14 protein-coding genes are annotated in these 15,815 nt (G+C 60.1%); 10 read left to right on the forward strand and 4 right to left on the reverse strand.

The window, feature by feature from the left end; all coding sequences use genetic code 11:
* Positions 1-8 precede the first annotated feature (8 nt).
* The 4 genes from AC1Z24_RS13550 (at position 9) to AC1Z24_RS13565 (ending at position 3,076) form a co-directional block, all read left to right on the forward strand.
* Positions 9-830: a CheR family methyltransferase gene (locus tag AC1Z24_RS13550; RefSeq protein ID WP_483746065.1), complete on the forward strand. Its 822-nt coding sequence runs from the start codon at positions 9-11 to the stop codon at positions 828-830.
* Positions 827-1,432, forward strand: coding sequence for a chemotaxis protein CheB (locus AC1Z24_RS13555; protein ID WP_483746066.1), 606 nt, complete (start codon positions 827-829; stop codon positions 1,430-1,432). The genes AC1Z24_RS13550 and AC1Z24_RS13555 overlap by 4 nt, the downstream gene beginning before the upstream one ends.
* The gene (locus AC1Z24_RS13560) at positions 1,426-2,607 is read left to right on the forward strand and encodes a hybrid sensor histidine kinase/response regulator (RefSeq protein ID WP_483746067.1); all 1,182 of its coding nucleotides are present in this window, start codon (positions 1,426-1,428) and stop codon (positions 2,605-2,607) included. The genes AC1Z24_RS13555 and AC1Z24_RS13560 overlap by 7 nt, the downstream gene beginning before the upstream one ends.
* Before the next feature lie 91 nt (positions 2,608-2,698).
* Complete coding sequence (locus AC1Z24_RS13565; protein ID WP_259105237.1) at positions 2,699-3,076, forward strand: response regulator; 378 nt, start codon at positions 2,699-2,701, stop codon at positions 3,074-3,076.
* 171 nt (positions 3,077-3,247) lie between these two features.
* Here the strand turns inward: AC1Z24_RS13565 and AC1Z24_RS13570 are convergent, their stop codons facing one another.
* Entirely contained in the window at positions 3,248-5,278 is a 2,031-nt protein-coding gene (locus AC1Z24_RS13570) for a response regulator (RefSeq protein WP_483746068.1), read from the reverse strand.
* Positions 5,275-6,759, reverse strand: coding sequence for an ATPase domain-containing protein (locus tag AC1Z24_RS13575; protein ID WP_483746069.1), 1,485 nt, complete (start codon positions 6,757-6,759; stop codon positions 5,275-5,277). Before AC1Z24_RS13575 ends, AC1Z24_RS13570 begins: the two co-directional genes overlap by 4 nt.
* A gap of 201 nt (positions 6,760-6,960) precedes the next feature.
* Between AC1Z24_RS13575 and AC1Z24_RS13580 the strand changes: the two genes are divergently transcribed.
* Together AC1Z24_RS13580 and nudC are read left to right on the forward strand one after the other, a co-directional pair.
* Positions 6,961-7,773, forward strand: a complete 813-nt coding sequence (locus AC1Z24_RS13580) for a crotonase/enoyl-CoA hydratase family protein (RefSeq protein WP_483746070.1) — start codon at positions 6,961-6,963, stop codon at positions 7,771-7,773.
* Positions 7,774-7,829: 56 nt separating this feature from the next.
* On the forward strand, positions 7,830-8,672 hold the full coding sequence (gene nudC, locus AC1Z24_RS13585; protein ID WP_483746071.1) for an NAD(+) diphosphatase: 843 nt from the start codon (positions 7,830-7,832) through the stop codon (positions 8,670-8,672).
* Here the strand turns inward: nudC and AC1Z24_RS13590 are convergent.
* The gene (locus AC1Z24_RS13590; RefSeq protein WP_483746072.1) at positions 8,634-9,413 is read right to left on the reverse strand and encodes a TSUP family transporter; all 780 of its coding nucleotides are present in this window, start codon (positions 9,411-9,413) and stop codon (positions 8,634-8,636) included. The two genes, nudC and AC1Z24_RS13590, sit on opposite strands and share 39 nt — an antisense overlap.
* A gap of 263 nt (positions 9,414-9,676) precedes the next feature.
* Here AC1Z24_RS13590 and AC1Z24_RS13595 point away from each other — a divergent pair, with 263 nt between their 5' ends.
* Both AC1Z24_RS13595 and AC1Z24_RS13600 read left to right on the forward strand, forming a co-directional pair.
* On the forward strand, positions 9,677-11,869 hold the full coding sequence (locus AC1Z24_RS13595) for a bifunctional diguanylate cyclase/phosphodiesterase (RefSeq protein WP_483746073.1): 2,193 nt from the start codon (positions 9,677-9,679) through the stop codon (positions 11,867-11,869).
* Between the two features lie 123 nt (positions 11,870-11,992).
* Complete coding sequence (locus AC1Z24_RS13600; protein ID WP_483746074.1) at positions 11,993-12,271, forward strand: hypothetical protein; 279 nt, start codon at positions 11,993-11,995, stop codon at positions 12,269-12,271.
* A 4-nt stretch (positions 12,272-12,275) separates the two neighbouring features.
* Here the strand turns inward: AC1Z24_RS13600 and AC1Z24_RS13605 are convergent, their stop codons facing one another.
* The gene (locus AC1Z24_RS13605; RefSeq protein ID WP_483746075.1) at positions 12,276-13,193 is read right to left on the reverse strand and encodes a LysR family transcriptional regulator; all 918 of its coding nucleotides are present in this window, start codon (positions 13,191-13,193) and stop codon (positions 12,276-12,278) included.
* Positions 13,194-13,330: 137 nt separating this feature from the next.
* On the opposite strand from AC1Z24_RS13605, the gene AC1Z24_RS13610 reads away from it, so the two are divergent.
* Positions 13,331-14,386 carry a tartrate dehydrogenase gene (locus tag AC1Z24_RS13610; protein ID WP_483746076.1) on the forward strand — a complete coding sequence of 352 codons (1,056 nt, stop codon included), beginning with the start codon at positions 13,331-13,333 and terminating at the stop codon, positions 14,384-14,386.
* An 86-nt stretch (positions 14,387-14,472) separates the two neighbouring features.
* A complete protein-coding gene (locus AC1Z24_RS13615; RefSeq protein ID WP_483746077.1) occupies positions 14,473-15,801 on the forward strand; it encodes a dicarboxylate/amino acid:cation symporter in 1,329 nt (442 codons plus the stop codon).
* Positions 15,802-15,815 lie beyond the last annotated feature (14 nt).

Here is a 15,815-nt window from a genome sequence, read left to right on the forward strand (position 1 = left end):
GTTTACCCATGCACCCTGAGCGAAACATCGATATCGAATTGCGCCTGTTGATCGAGGCCATTTATCTCAAATACAGCTACGATTTTCGCGATTATTCCGGCGCTTCGATCAAGCGCCGGGTCAATCATGCCCTGCGCCAGTTCGACTGCAATACGATTTCCGCGTTGCAGGAGCGGGTCCTGCATGACCCCGCGACGTTCCTGCAACTCTTGCAGTTCCTGACCATCCCGGTCAGCGAGATGTTTCGTGATCCTTCGCATTTTCTGGCGATCCGTCGGGAAGTGGTGCCGGTACTCAAGACCTATCCGTCGTTGAAGATCTGGATTGCCGGTTGCAGCACGGGGGAGGAGGTGTACTCCATGGCCATCCTGCTGCGCGAAGAGGGCCTGCTCGACCGCACCATCATCTACGCCACCGATATCAATCCGACCTCCCTGGACAAGGCCAAGCAAGGCATTTTTTCCATGGAGAGCGTTCGCACCTATGCCGAGAACTATCAGAAGGCCGGTGGTCAGCGTTCATTTTCCGACTACTACACATCCGCCTATGAATATGCGATTTTCGACAAAACCCTTCGCGAGAACGTGACCTTCGCCGATCACAGCCTGGCCACCGACAGCGTGTTCTCCGAAACACAGTTGATTTCATGTCGTAACGTTCTGATTTATTTCAATAAAAAGCTTCAGGATCGGGCTTTCGGGTTGTTTCACGAATCGCTATGTCATCGCGGCTTCCTGGTCCTGGGCAGCAAGGAAACCCTCGAATTCTCCGGTTACAGTGGCGATTTCGAGCCGTTGGTCAAACAGGAGCGGATCTACCGCAAGTCATGAACACCTCCGTGACCGAGTTGCCCAACCTGCCCGTGGTCGACGCCATCGTCGTCGGTGCGTCGGCCGGTGGCGTGGAGGCATTGCTGAAAATCTTCGCTGTCATCGGCGCTGATTTTCGCCTGCCGATCATCACTGTCCTGCACCTGTCGGATGAGCGCCGCAGCCAACTGGCGCACGTCTTTCAAACGCGCCTGCCGATCATCGTCAAGGAAGCTGACGACAAGGAAATCGTCGCGCCCGGCACCCTGTATTTCGCCGCGCCCGGTTATCACTTGTCGGTGGAAATGGATTTGAGCCTGTCGTTCAGCCAGGAAGAGCGGGTGTTTCATTCGCGCCCCAGTATCGACATTCTCTTTGCTTCTGCCGCCGATGCCTATGGCCCGCGTCTGGCCGGCATATTGCTGACCGGTGCCAACAATGATGGCGCTCAGGGTCTACTTCAGATCAAGTTTGCCGGCGGCCTGACCGTGGTCCAGGACCCGGCTGAGGCGCAGTCACGGACCATGCCCGAAGCGGCCCTGGCCCTGCACACACCGGACTATCTTTTGCCGCTGCACGACATCGGTCAATTGCTGATCGATCTGGAACGAACCGCATGTTGAGACACATAAAAGCCAAGCTGCTGATCGTCGACGATCTGCCGGAAAACCTGCTGGCCCTGGAAGCCCTGATCAAGCGTGAGGACCGTGCAGTGTTCAAGGCGCTGTCGGCAGACGAGGCCTTGTCGCTGCTGCTCGAACATGAGTTCGCCCTGGCCATCCTTGATGTGCAGATGCCCGGCATGAACGGCTTCGAGCTGGCGGAGATGATGCGCGGCACGGAGAAGACCAAGAGCATTCCCATCGTATTTGTCAGCGCGGCGGGGCGCGAGCTCAATTACGCCTTCAAAGGCTACGAGAGCGGGGCCGTGGACTTCCTGCACAAGCCGCTGGATATCCATGCGGTCAAGAGTAAGGTCAATGTCTTCGTCGACCTCTATCGCCAGCGCAAGGCCATGCGTATGCAGGTCGAGGCCCTGGAGCAGAGTCGTCAGGAGCAGGAAGCCCTGCTCAAGCAGTTGCAGGCGACCCAGAACGAGCTGGAGCGTGCCGTGCGCATGCGCGATGACTTCATGTCCATCGTTTCCCATGAAGTGCGTACGCCGCTCAACGGCCTGATTCTCGAGACTCAGCTGCGCAAATTGCACCTGGCCAAGGACAATGCCGACGCTTTCACCATGGAAAAGCTGCGCGGCATGGTCGATCGTGACGAGCGGCAGATCCAGAGCCTGATTCGCTTGATCGAAGACATGCTCGACGTTTCGCGTATCCGTACCGGCAAGCTGTCGATCCGTCCCGGCCCGTTCGATCTCAGCGAGTTGGTCAGCAACCTGATTGAAGGCTTTGCCGCACAGATTACCGCGGCGCAATCGACCATCAGCCTGCATGCCGACGAACCGGTAATCGGCGTCTGGGACGAGTTCCGCATCGAGCAGGTGGTGGCCAACCTGCTGACCAATGCACTGCGCTATGGTGCGCGCAAGCCCATTGAAGTGAAGGTTTATTGTCAGGACGGCGAGGCCAGGGTCGAGGTGCGCGATCAGGGTATCGGGATCAGTCCGCAGAACCAGAAACGTATCTTCCAGCAGTTCGAGCGGGTCGCTTCCAACCATGCGATTGCCGGGCTGGGGCTGGGGCTGTTTATCTCCGAACAGATCGTCGCCGCCCATGGCGGCCAGATCAGCGTGCAGAGTGTGGAGGGCGAAGGTTCGATGTTCCGTGTCAGCCTGCCGTTATGAAAGTGTCTTTTGCAGAATTATCTGACAGTTAACGCAACCTCCAGAACCGCCCATGGTCGTAATGGCAGCTATTTGAAGAGAAGACCGTTCCATGAGCGCTGATGCTGAAAATGTCGTACTGATCGTTGAAGACGAGCCGCTGATCCTGATGCTGCTCAGCGATTATTTGTCGGGTGAAGGCTATCGGGTCCTGCAGGCGGAAAACGGCGAGCAGGCTTTCGAAATCCTGGCCACCAAGCCCCATCTGGACCTGATGATCACTGACTATCGCCTGCCGGGCGGGGTTTCTGGAGTGATGATCGCAGAGCCCGCAGTGAAGCTGCGTCCGGAGCTCAAGGTAATCTTTATCAGCGGTTATCCGGCGGAAATCCTCGAGTCCGGCAGCCCCATCGCGCGCAAGGCGCCGATCCTGGCCAAGCCGTTTACGATGGAAACCTTGCACACCAAGATTCAGGCGTTGTTGGCATGAAATCGGCATTATTGCTATGAAGATAAAGGCCCGCCGACAAAGCTGTATCGGTCATGCCGGCCTCTTCGCGGGCAAGCCGCGCTCCCACAGACTGTGCCGTTCGTGGGAGCGCGGCTTGCCCGCGAAAGCGATATCTCAGACGCGCAAGACATATTGATTAGCCTGCGGCCCTCAAGTGCCAATCATCTCCCGCACCTTGGCCGTCAAATGGTCGAAGGCAAAGGGCTTGGTGATCATCTGCATGCCCGGATCGAGAAAACCGGCGCGTACGGCGGCATGTTCGGCGTACCCGGTGATAAACAGCACCTTCAGTTCCGGGCGTAGTTGGCGGGCAATTTCCGCCAGTTGTCTTCCGTTCATGCCGGGCAAGCCCACATCACTGATCAGCAGGTCGATACGCTGGCCTGACTCGATGATCGGCAGGGCGTTGCCGGCGTCGCCAGCCTGGACAAAGCCGTAACCCAACTCCCCCAAAACCTCACTGACCAGCGCCCTGACCGCCGGGTCGTCTTCGACAATCAGCACCGTTTCGCCGTCGCGAGCACGGCCTGCCTGATTGGGCAGGGCCTGTTCGTCTTCACTCTGTGCACCTTGATAGCGCGGCAGGAACAACTGCACCGTGGTGCCCTGGCCGACATCGCTCTTGATCGTCACATGACCGTGGGACTGCTTGCTGAAGCCATAAATCATCGAGAGCCCAAGGCCGGTGCCCTGGCCGATGGGCTTGGTGGTGAAGAACGGGTCGAACGCGCGGCTGATCACGCTTTCCGGCATGCCGCAGCCGGTGTCGCTGACGCTGAGCACCACATAGTCGCCGGGCAGCAGGTTTTCGTGATCGTTGGTGTAGCTGCGATCCAGGTGCTGGTTGCTGGTCTCGATCAGCAGCAGGCCGCCGTCCGGCATTGCATCCCGAGCATTGAGCACCAGATTGAGCAGGGCGCTTTCCAGCTGATTGGGGTCGGCTTCGGCGGTCCACAGCTTTTCGTTGAGAACCATCTCCAGGCGGATGCTTTCATTGATGCTGCGATGCAGCAGTTCGCCCATGGAGTTGACCAGCTGATTCATCTCCACCGGCTTGGAATCCAGTGACTGGCGGCGCGAAAAGGCCAGAAGGCGGTGGGTGAGGGCGGCGGCGCGATTGGCAGAGGTGACACCCAGATCGATGAGACCATCGAGATCCTCGGTACGACCACGGGACAGCCGTCGTCGCAACAGCTCCAGGCTGCCGATGATGCCGGTCAGCATATTGTTGAAGTCATGGGCGATACCGCCGGTCAACTGGCCGACGGCTTCCATTTTTTGCGACTGGCGCAGCACTTCTTCGTTGTGCCGCAGTTGCGAGGTGCGTTCCTCGACCTGTTGCTCCAGGGTTTCGTTGAGGCGTCGCAACTGGGCTTCGGCCAATTTGCGCTCGGTGATGTCCGAGGTTACGCCGACCAGCGAGACTACCCGGCCGTTGCGCGCGCGAATTGCCCGCGCCCGTACTTCGACCCAGTTCAGCGAACCGTCCGGCCAGATATTGCGGAACTCGATGACAAAGTCATGGCCCATGTCCAGGCTCAATTGCAGGGCCGACTGCATGCGCGGCTGGTCCTGCGGGTAGACCGTTTCCAGCCAGTCCTGGTAGGTAAAGGACTGGTCTTCGTCGCGGCCATAGTGAGACTTGCTCATGGCCGAGCATTTGAGTACGAGGAATTCCGCTTCCAATTGCCAGGAACCCAGGTGCCCGGCCTTGAGCGCATGTTGCAGGCGCTGCTCGCTTTCCAGCATATCCTCCATGCGGCTGCGCGCTTCATACTGGCGACGCCTGCTGCGCACGGCGGTGGTCACCAGACTGACCAGGGTCGCCGGGTGAAACGGTCGCTCGAGAAAGGTCACGTTGCCCAGTTGCCTGCCCAGGTGGGCCGAAGGATTGCGCTCCGGCCCGCCATGGTGAGTCAGCAACACGATGGGCAGGTCCGACCAGGCCGGTTGCTCGGCCAACAGGCTCAGCAACGGGTTGATATCGGCACCGCGCAGGGCTTCATCGGCGATGATCGCCAACCCTGCGCCCAGGCTCAGTTCCCTGTGCAGCTCGTTCAAATCGTGGGCAATCAAAGCCGGAAAACCGGCCTGCTGCAAAACCATCAGGGCAATCTGACTGTCCCGGCCCAATGGCGCGAGAATGACGGCGCGTTCCGATAACAACCCTGGCGTGCTCACGTATCCTCGTCCTGCAATAACGGCATGCTTTCGCCAAAGTAATGGGGGACGCCCCGCAGGACGCCCTGGAAGTCGTGCAGCGGCGCACCGATCTTCAGGCCGGTGGAGTTGATGAGGTACTCACGAATGGTGGATTCGTGAGTACCGGTGCGTTTCTTGATGATGGAAATGGCCCGACGCACCTTGCCCAAGGCCTCGAAATAACGCAACAGAATCACGGTGTCGGCCAGGTACGTGATGTCGACCGGCGCGCGCATGTCGCCGACCAGGCCGTGCTGGGCCACTGTCATGAAGGTTGAGGCGCCCTGGCGGTTCAAGTACAGCAGCAGTTCGTGCACATGCAAGACCAGTGCATTCTCTTCCGGCATGGCCGCCTGATAGCCGTTGAGGCTGTCGATGACCACGGTCTTGATCTGCTTCTTGTTTACGTAGTGGCGCACGCGGTGGGAGAACTCCCCCGGCGACAGCTCGGCGGCGTCGACCTGTTCGATCAACAGGTTGCCGGTTGCCTTCAGGGCTTCCAGGTCGATGCCGATCTTGCGCATGCGTGAATGCAGCAGGCCCAGTTCCTCATCGAAGATAAACAGGCCGACCCGTTCGCCTCGGGTCACAGCAGCAGCGGCGAAGATCATCGAGATCAACGATTTACCGGTACCGGCCGGGCCGAGGATCAGCGTGCTGGAGCCGCTGTCGATGCCGCCACCGAGCAGGTCGTCAAGTTCCTTGATGCTGCTGCTCAGTTGCTGGCTGTCGTTGCGGTTACGGTGTTCGGCTGCCACCAGGCGGGGAAAGACATGGATACCGTCGGCGAGAATGGTGAAGTCGTGCCAGCCGCCGCGGTATTTCTGTCCGCGATACTTGACCACCCGCAGGCGTCGGCGCTCGGCCCCGTAATTGGGGGTGAGCTCTTCCAGGCGAATGACGCCATGGGCGACGCTATGGACGGTCTTGTCCAGGGACTCGGTCGTCAGGTCGTCCAGCAGCAATACCGTGGCGTCGTAGCGCGCGAAGTAATGCTTGATGGCCAGGATCTGTCGCCGGTAGCGCAACGAGCTTTGTGCCAGCAGGCGGATTTCCGAGAGGCTGTCGATCACCACGCGGGTAGGGCGCACACGCTCCACCGCATCGAAAATCTGCCGGGTCGCTTCGCCCAATTCAAGGTCGGACGAATACAACAGGCTTTGCTGATGTTCAGGGTCAAGCAGGCTCTCCGGCGGGGTCAGTTCGAAAATGTCGATGTTTTCGTCGAAGGTCCAGCCGTGGGACAGCGCTCCGTCGCGCAATTCCTTGTCCGTTTCGGACAGGGTGATATAGAGCGAGCGTTCGCCCGCTTGTGCACCGTCCAGCAAAAATTGCAGGGCTACGGTGGTCTTGCCAGTACCGGGTTCGCCTTCGAGCAGAAAAACGTGGCTGCGCGAAAGACCGCCCACGAGAATATCGTCGAGGCCGGCAATGCCGGTTGCTGCTTTGGATGTATTCAAAAGTCACCCTCATGTGACTGGGAGTACCCTTTACTGGACCGCACCTGATGTGGACCGTTCCGAATATCTGCGAAAAACAATGGCTTTTTGCCTTGTAAAACAGGCGCCCGAGTCCGGGAAATGGCACAACCACGCCCTGCGACGGTGCCCTCGGGATTGATATAGTCCAAGACCTTTCTCCCCGTTCGAAGGATTGTCGCCGTGCCTGACTATCAAGCGTTTCTGGTTGAGCTGACCGATAACATTGCCCATGTGCAGATCAATCGACCCGAGAAAATCAATGCCATGAATGCGGCGTTCTGGTCGGAAATCATCGAGATTTTTCAGTGGGCCGACGACACCGATGAAGTCCGTGTCGTGGTTCTCAGCGGTGCAGGCAAGCACTTTTCTTCCGGTATCGACCTGATGATGCTGGCCTCGGTGGCCAACGAGCTGGGCAAGGATGCGGGCCGTAATGCGCGCATTCTGCAGCGCAAGATTCGCCAGTTGCAGGCGTCGTTCACCGCCGTGGACAAGTGCCGCAAGCCGGTTCTGGCGGCCATCCAGGGTTATTGCATCGGCGGCGCAATCGACCTGATCTCGGCGTGTGACATGCGGTATGCCGCTGAGGATGCGCAATTCTCCATCCGCGAGATCGATATGGGCATGGCCGCCGACGTCGGCACCCTGCAGCGCCTGCCGCGTATCATCGGCGACGGCATGATGCGTGAACTGGCCTACACCGGGCGCAACGTAGGAGCCGAGGAAGCCCAGCGCATCGGCCTGGTCAATCGCACCTTTGCCGATCAGCCCGCGCTGCTCGACGGCGTCTTTGCCATTGCCCGGGAAATCGCCGCCAAATCGCCGATCGCCATTGCCGGGACCAAGGAAATGATCACCTATATGCGTGATCACACGATCGCAGACGGTCTCGAACACGTTGCCATCTGGAACTCCGCCATGCTGCAATCGGCAGACCTCAAGCTGGCGATGGCCGCGCACATGGCCAAGCAAAAGCCCCGCTTTGAGGACTGAGTTCCGTGTAAGGTAGCGAGATATATCGCGACCCTTTAAAGCAGAGGAGTTTTTTCATGATCCGCCCGAAGCGTTGGACAACTGCCGTACTGGATATCGAAGTTCCAGGCGGTTGGGCGGTCGTCCACAGTGACCAGGGGTTCCTGCTGGACGGCAACGGCGTGATGTTTCCCCGTGAATGGCTCAAGCGTCAGGAACTGGCGGTGATCAGCGAGCATGGCATCGGTCATTTCGATGGCGAACCGGTATACCTGCTGGTGGTCAGCCAGGCCGAGGAGGTCGAGGGCTGCAACTGGCAGGGCCTGCGCCAGTTCATGTTGCAGGGTGACTTCGATGTCTACCAGAAGCTCGGCTACGCCGCGCAGATCAGCACCTGGGCCCGGGAGCATCGCTTTTGCGGGGCCTGCGGTCGGCCCACCACGCAGATCCCCGGCGAGCGCGCCATGTACTGCGAGCATGACAACCTGCGCTTCTATCCGCGTATCTCGCCGAGCATGATCGTGCTGATCACCCGTGGCGACGAGATCCTGCTGGCCCGTTCACCGCGCTTCGTTACCGGGGTCTACAGCACCCTGGCCGGGTTTGCCGAGCCGGGCGAGTCGGTCGAAGACTGCGTGCACCGCGAGGTGATGGAAGAGGTGCAGGTCAAGGTCAGGAATATTCAGTACATGGGCAGTCAGTGCTGGCCGTTCCCGCATTCAATGATGCTGGGTTTCCATGCCGAGTATGAAAGCGGCGAGATCGTGCCACAGGCCGATGAAATCGAAGACGCACAATGGTTTTCGGTTCACGACCTGCCGCCGCTGCCGGCCGGGCGCTCCATCGCCCGTTACCTGATCGACAGCTACGTGGCGCGACGCTTAGGCACCGACGTACCAGTGCTGCCAGGCCAGGCGTAAGGTCAGGCCCAGAACCACGGTGATAAATACCGGGCGGATGAATCTGGCACCGCCCTTGATCGCCGTACGCGCGCCAAGGAAGGCGCCGACCATCAGCGCCGAGCCCATGGTCAGGCCCAGCAGCCAGTTGACCTGGCCGGTGAAGATGAACACCGACAAGGCGGCAGCATTGCTGACGAAGTTCATGCTGCGCGCCACGCCGCTGGCCTTGACCAGGTCCAGCGGGTAGATCAGCAGGGTGCTGACCGTCCAGAACGCCCCCGTACCCGGCCCGGCAACGCCATCATAGAACCCCAGGGCAAGACCTTGGGGCAGCTGCCACTTTTTCTTGATCGGCGCATCACTGTCCAGCGGCGCCTTGGGCGTGCCGCCAAACAGCAGGTACAGGCCGCAGGCGAAGACGATCACCGGCAGCATCTGATTCAGCCAGGCGGCGGGCAGATAGTGAGCGATCACCGCGCCGATCAGGGCGCCGATCGCCGTGCCGATCAGGGCACGGCGCCATTGCCGGGGCGAGAACAGTTTGCGCCGGTAGAAGGTGAAACTGGCGGTGGCCGAGCCAAAGGTCGAACTGAGCTTGTTGGTGCCCAGCACCAGATGCGGCGGCAGACCGGCGGTCATCAGAGCAGGGGTGGTCAACAGACCGCCGCCACCGGCAATGGCATCGATGAAACCGGCAACAAAGGCGACGACCGCCAGAGCGGCCAGGGTGAGCGGGTCGACACTGAAATCAATAGGCATGGGGCAGACTTACTGGGCAGAGTGGGCAGAAGGGCTGCCCGAAAGGCGCGCAGTTTAACGCAGTTTAGGTTGGAGCGAGGCTTGCCCGCGAAAGCTATGGTCTCGGTTTGGAATATTTTTGAATGTACCGACCTCTTCGCGGGCAAGCCCGGCTCCAACGGTTCTGACATGCCGTTAAATCTCGCCGTTGAAAGCTAACAACTGGCCCAACCCCAAGGCGCCGGGTAGGATAGCGATATGCAATCATCAGCCAGTCCGTCGCCATGTTCAAACCCACTTTTGCCTGGGATGCCACCCGCCGCAGCCATCAACTGATCCTGCGTCTGCTTCCGGCCATCTGCGCCTTATTGCTGCTGATCGGCCTGGGCGGCTATCTGCTGGTCAAGAATGCCCTGAGCCAGGACCTCGACGTGCAGCAGCGCTCGCGCATGTTCATTGCCCGCACCCTGGACCAGGTGCGCAATGAGGTGGGACGCAACATCATCAACTACAGCAAGTGGGGTGAGGCTTACAAACACTTGCATATGACGGTGGACAAGGTCTGGGCCGACGATCAGCGCAATGTCGGTGACATTCCCTACGAACTTTACGGCTACAACGGTGTGCTGGTCGTCAGCCCTCAGAACCGTACTGTCTATGCCGTGATCGATGGCAAGACCTCGGATATCCAGGCCAGCGACTGGCTGGAAGGCGATCTCAACGGCTTGATAGCAGCGGCGAGGGCGTCGACCAACGACAGCGACGGTGTGGTCCGTGCCCTGCGGGTAGCCGGAACCCCGGCACTGGTTGCCGCTTCCAGCATCTCGCCGGGTTGGGACCCGCTGATTGAGGTTACCCCTGGCCCGGCTTCGGTGATGATGTTCGTGTCGGTGCCCGATGCCGCCAAGCTCAACCACTTGAGCGAAACCTACGGCCTGCCGGGCATGACGGTTTCCCGCGAGCCCATGGCCGATCATGAAAGCATGCCGTTGCTGGAATCGAACATCCTGCTCAACTGGCGCGCGCCGCAGCCGGGCATGGGCTTGCTGCAACAGACCCTGCCCCTGTTTATCGCCGGGGTCCTGGCCCTGACCGGCGTACTGATCGTACTGCTGCGCTACGCCATTGCCTCGGCCCGGCAGATCGATGCGCAAATCGATGCGCTGCGCAGCAGCCAGGCCCAAGCGCATCATTTGTCCCTGCATGACTCGCTCACCGGTTTGCCCAATCGCTACCAGTTACATCAGTTCCTCGCCAGCCAACTCGACCAGCAAACCCCACAACCCCTGGCGCTGCTCAGTCTCGACCTGGACCGTTTCAAGCCGATCAACGACGCCCTGGGTCACGCCGCCGGTGATCAGGTGCTGCAAGAAGTCGGGCGGCGCTTGCATGACGCGGTTGCGGCGGACGGTATGGTGGCGCGTCTGGGCGGGGACGAGTTCATCGTGGTCGTTCCCGGCGGTCTGGATCAGGCGGCGATCAGCGATTTTTGTACCCATCTGGTGGGCCGGTTGTGCGACGCCATTCACCTCGACGGCCATACGGTTGCCGTCGGCACCAGTATCGGCATCGCTCTGGCGCCGCAGCATGGGCACTGCGCGAGCGAACTGCTGCGCATGGGGGATATCGCCTTGTATAAGGCCAAGGCGGACGGGCGTAATACCTGGTGCCTGTATGACGAAACCATGAGCGCGCAACTGCTCGCCCGTCAGCAGCTCGAACAGGAGCTGCGTCAGGCCTTGCGCGAAGGCCAGTTGCGCGTGCACTACCAACCGCGCTACGCCACGGCCGACGGCAGTTTGCGCAGCTTCGAGGCTCTGGTGCGTTGGCAGCACCCGCGCCAGGGCTTGCTGGCGCCGGACGTGTTTATCGAATTGGCCGAAGACACGGGGCTGATCCTGCCCTTGGGGCGCTGGGTGCTGGAGCATGCCTGTCGCGAGGCAATGAACTGGCCGGATCACATTGGCTTGTCGGTCAACCTGTCGCCGTGCCAGTTCAGCGATAGCGAAGATATCGTCGCCAGTGTCAGCGAGGCACTGGCCAGCAGCGGTTTGCCCGCTTCACGCCTTGAGCTGGAAATCACCGAACGGGTGTTTCTGGAAAATACCCAGGGCGCTCTCAGCACCCTGCACGGCCTCAAGGCCTTGGGCGTACGCCTGAGCCTGGACGATTTCGGCACCGGCTTCTCATCCCTGGCCTACCTGCGCAGCTACCCGCTGGATGGCATCAAGATCGACCGCAGCTTTATCACCCACCTGATCGACCATGGTACCGATCAGGCCATCGTTCAGGCGGTAATCGACCTGGGGCGCGCCCTCGGTATCCGGGTCACGGCCGAAGGTGTGGAGACCCTTGAACAACTGGAATGCCTGCAGCGTCACCCGTGTGATGAAGTGCAGGGTTTTCATTTCAGCAAAGCATTGCCAGCAGAGCAGTTGGCGCCGTTGTTTGCGGCATTGATGAAAAGAGATATTTGAGCATGATTGGCCCGGTTGCCTGGCGTTAATAATGTGGGACCGGCTTTAGCCGGGAATGCGCTTTCCCGGCTAAAGCCGGTCCCACAGAAAAGCACGCCGGTTCAATGTATTCAGGAATTCCCCTTGATCATCCGCCCCAAAACCCTCTCGACCCTGACCCTGTTGTTCTCCCTCAAGGGCTCGATCATTCCGGCCATCTGGCGCAAGGTGCTGTTTACCGTGCTGGTCAGTTCGGCGGTGGTGGCGATTCACGGTACGCTGTTCAACTTCAAGGTCATCCTCACCGCTACGCCTTTCACCCTGTGGGGGCTGACCCTGGCGATCTTCCTCGGCTTTCGCAATACCGTTGCCGCGCTCCATCGGTCCCATTTTGCTAAGCATCCGGGCAACGCCAGAAGCTAGCGATTCAATGCACTTCATCCTCCCCCAGATGATCAATATGCTCAAACCGTTCGACCAGAAAGTCGATCAGGCTGCGCACTCTGGCTGACAGGTGCAGTTGCTGCGGGTAGACGGCGTAGACGTCGGCCCGGGTCGGTGTCTGGTCTTCCAGTACCAGGCGCAGGCGGCCGCTGCGTACATAGCGGGCGATATCCCATTCGGCGCGCAAGAGAATGCCATAGCCCTCCAGCGCCCAGTTCAGTGCTACTTCACCATCGTTGCAGCCCAGGGCGCCGCGCACCTTGATGTTCTGCGTGCGCCCGCCGTTGGTGAAGCTCCACACGCCATAGGGCGTTTCGTTCTGGCGCAGGAAGATACAGTTGTGTTGTTGCAGGTCGGCCAGGCGTTCTGGCACGCCGTGCTTTTCCAGGTACAGCGGTGAAGCGCACAGCAGCCTGCGGTTGGAGGCGATCTTGCGCGCATGAAAGGCCGCGTCCGGCAGGCTGCCGAAGCGAATGCCAAGGTCGAAGCCGTGGGTGGTCAGGTCCAGCGGGTGGTCGCTGATTTCCAGCTGGATCTCCACCTCCGGGTAGCGCGCAAAGAACGCGGCCAAAGCCGGGCCGATATAGCGGCGGCCAAAGCCCAGGGAGGCGTTGACCCTGATCAGGCCCTTGGGCGTGGCACGGCTGCTGCTGACCAACTGCTCCACTTCATCGATCTGGGTGAGGATGCGCGCGGCATGGGAGAAGTACAGCTCGCCCTCGGTGGTCAGGCTCATCGAACGGGTGGTGCGATTGACCAAGCGGATCCCCAGACGCGCCTCCAGGGTGCTCAAGCGCTTGCTCACGGCGGGCGGCGTCACGCCCAGTTCCCGGGCTGTGGCGGCGAGGCTGCCTTGTTTGGCCAGCAGGTAGAAAAACGACAGATCCAGAGTCTGATTCATTCGTAACTCAAAGTTATGGATGTAGTGATTTTGAGTAACTCACTGCTTTGAAGTCACTACATATACTCCCCTCAACCCCTGCTTGAACAGTCCGGTTCGCCAGGTAAAACAAGAACTTTGAGAGAGTGGAAACCATCATGAATGCATACACAATTGCTGCGGTTCCAGGTGACGGTATTGGCGTGGAAGTGATCGCCGCCGGTGTTGAGGTGTTGCAGGCACTGTCGAATAAATCCGGCTTTGCCCTGGACTTCAAACACTTCGACTGGAACTCCGACAATTACCTGAAAGACGGCTACTACATTCCCGAGGGCGGGCTGGCCGAGCTGAAAACCTTCGACGCGATTTTCTTCGGTGCGGTCGGTGCTCTGAATGTTCCCGACCATATATCCCTGTGGGGCCTGCGCCTGCCGATCTGCCAGGGCTTCGACCAATACGCCAACGTCCGCCCGGCTCGGGTGTTGCCGGGGGTGAAAAGCCCACTGCACAACGGCCACCTGATCGACTGGGTGGTGGTGCGGGAAAACTCCGAGGGCGAGTACTCCGGCAACGGCGGTCGCGTACACCGGGGCCTGCCGGAGGAGGTGGCTACCGAGGTGTCGGTATTTACACGGACCGGGGTCGAGCGTATTCATCGTTTCGCCTTCGAACTGGCCCGCAGCCGGCCGCGCAAGCACCTGACCATGGTCACCAAATCCAACGCCCAGCGCCATGGCATGGTGCTGTGGGACGAGATTTTCTACGAGGTGGCCAAGGACTTCCCTGATGTGCACATCGACAAGGAACTGGTCGATGCCGTGACCACCCGCATGGTGCTCAAGCCAGCGACTCTGGATGTGATCGTCGCTACCAACCTGCACGCCGACATTCTCTCTGACCTGGCGGCAGCCCTGTCCGGCAGCCTGGGCATTGCGCCCACCGCCAACCTCAATCCGTCGCGGCAGTTTCCGTCGATGTTCGAACCCATCCATGGCTCGGCCTTCGACATCACCGGCAAAGGCGTGGCCAACCCCATCGCGACTTTCTGGACTGCGGCCATGATGCTCGAACATCTCGGCGAACCGGCAGCAGCCCGGCAACTGATGGCGGCCATCGAGGCGGTCACTGAAAGCGGCCTGCACACCCCGGACCTGGGCGGCACCGCCACCACCCGGCAGATCACCGATGCGGTGCTGGAGCTGATCAACCGCTGATTCAAAACAGTACTGCGGCATAGCGCCAAGGGGCAGTTCTGCACCCTTGGCATTTCCTGACAACAATAAAAAATCAGGGCCCTGTCATGAAAAGAATAGTTGGCAAACTCTACGTACAAGTTCTTATCGCCGTGATCCTCGGCGCCCTCGTCGGTGAGCTGTTCCCCGACACTGCCACGTCGCTAAAACCCTTGGGTGACGCCTTTATCAAGCTGATCAAAATGCTTCTGGCGCCGGTGATTTTCCTCACCGTGGTTTCGGGTATCGCGCGCATGGAAAGCATGAAGGAACTGGGTCGCGTCGGTTTTCGCGCGCTCCTGTATTTCGAAGTGGTCTCTACCCTGGCCCTGGTGTTGGGGCTGATAGTGGTGGACGTCTTCAAGCCCGGCGCCGGCATGAACATCGATGCCGCCAGCCTGGACACCTCCAGCCTTGCCACCTATACCAGTGCGGCCAAGCACAGCTCTTTCATGGAGTTCGTGATGAACATCATCCCGGACACCATCGTTGACGCATTCGCCAAGGGCAACGTGTTGCAGATCCTGCTGTTCTCGATCCTGCTGGGCGTCGCGCTCGCTCAGGTCGGGCCACGGGGCAAGGTGTTCGTTGATGCCCTGGACAGCCTGATGCAAGGCATGTTTCGCATCGTCAATATGGTCATGCGCCTGGCACCCATCGGCGCCTTCGGCGCCATCGCCTTTACCATCGGCAAATACGGTTTCGGTTCGCTGTTTTCCCTTGGCAAGCTGATGGCCTGCGTCTACCTGACCTGTGCGCTGTTCGTGATCTTTGTGCTGGGGCCGATCTGTCGCTACAGCGGCTTCAGCCTGTGGAAGTTCCTGCGTTTTATCAAAGAGGAGTTGTTCACCGTGCTGGGCACCAGCTCCTCGGAATCGGTGTTGCCGCAAATGATCTCGAAAATGGAGCGGGCAGGGGTGTCAAAGCCGGTGGCGGGGATGATCATTCCTTCGGGCCTGACCTTCAATCCGGACGGCCAGGCGATCTACTACACCATCGCCGCGATCTTCATTGCCCAGGCCACCAATACGCCGCTGACTTTGACCGATCAGTTGATCGTCCTGGCGGTGCTGATGTTCACCTCCAAAGGCTCGGCAGGGGTTACCGGCTCGGGCTTTATCATCCTCGCTGCAACCCTGGCGTCATTGGGCACCATTCCGGTGGCGGGCATGGTCCTGTTGCTAGGGGTAGATCGCTTCATGTCCGAAGCCCGGGCCATTACCAACACCATTGGCAATGGCGTCGGCACCATGGCCATTGCCAAGTGGGTCGGGGCGCTGGATACCGAGAAGATGAACCGCGCTCTCAATGGCGATCCGGAGCCGGAAAGCAGTCAGGCCGCAGCGCCCGTTACGCTCGCCAAGCATGGGGCGATCAGCGGGGCGGCGCGGGCCTGATCCGGGGTGAGGGC

This window comes from Pseudomonas sp. JL23 (assembly GCF_056933585.1).

Excerpts from the sequence above, each read along its gene's own strand:
- AC1Z24_RS13550 (WP_483746065.1), top strand. The coding sequence starts at position 9 with ATGCACCCTGAGCGAAACATCGATATCGAATTGCGCCTGTTGATCGAG.
- AC1Z24_RS13555 (WP_483746066.1), top strand. The coding sequence starts at position 827 with ATGAACACCTCCGTGACCGAGTTGCCCAACCTGCCCGTGGTCGACGCC.
- AC1Z24_RS13560 (WP_483746067.1), top strand. The coding sequence starts at position 1,426 with ATGTTGAGACACATAAAAGCCAAGCTGCTGATCGTCGACGATCTGCCG.
- AC1Z24_RS13565 (WP_259105237.1), top strand. The coding sequence starts at position 2,699 with ATGAGCGCTGATGCTGAAAATGTCGTACTGATCGTTGAAGACGAGCCG.
- nudC (WP_483746071.1), top strand. The coding sequence starts at position 7,830 with ATGATCCGCCCGAAGCGTTGGACAACTGCCGTACTGGATATCGAAGTT.
- AC1Z24_RS13590 (WP_483746072.1), bottom strand. The coding sequence starts at position 9,413 with ATGCCTATTGATTTCAGTGTCGACCCGCTCACCCTGGCCGCTCTGGCG.
- AC1Z24_RS13595 (WP_483746073.1), top strand. The coding sequence starts at position 9,677 with ATGTTCAAACCCACTTTTGCCTGGGATGCCACCCGCCGCAGCCATCAA.
- AC1Z24_RS13605 (WP_483746075.1), bottom strand. The coding sequence starts at position 13,193 with ATGAATCAGACTCTGGATCTGTCGTTTTTCTACCTGCTGGCCAAACAA.
- AC1Z24_RS13610 (WP_483746076.1), top strand. The coding sequence starts at position 13,331 with ATGAATGCATACACAATTGCTGCGGTTCCAGGTGACGGTATTGGCGTG.
- AC1Z24_RS13615 (WP_483746077.1), top strand. The coding sequence starts at position 14,473 with ATGAAAAGAATAGTTGGCAAACTCTACGTACAAGTTCTTATCGCCGTG.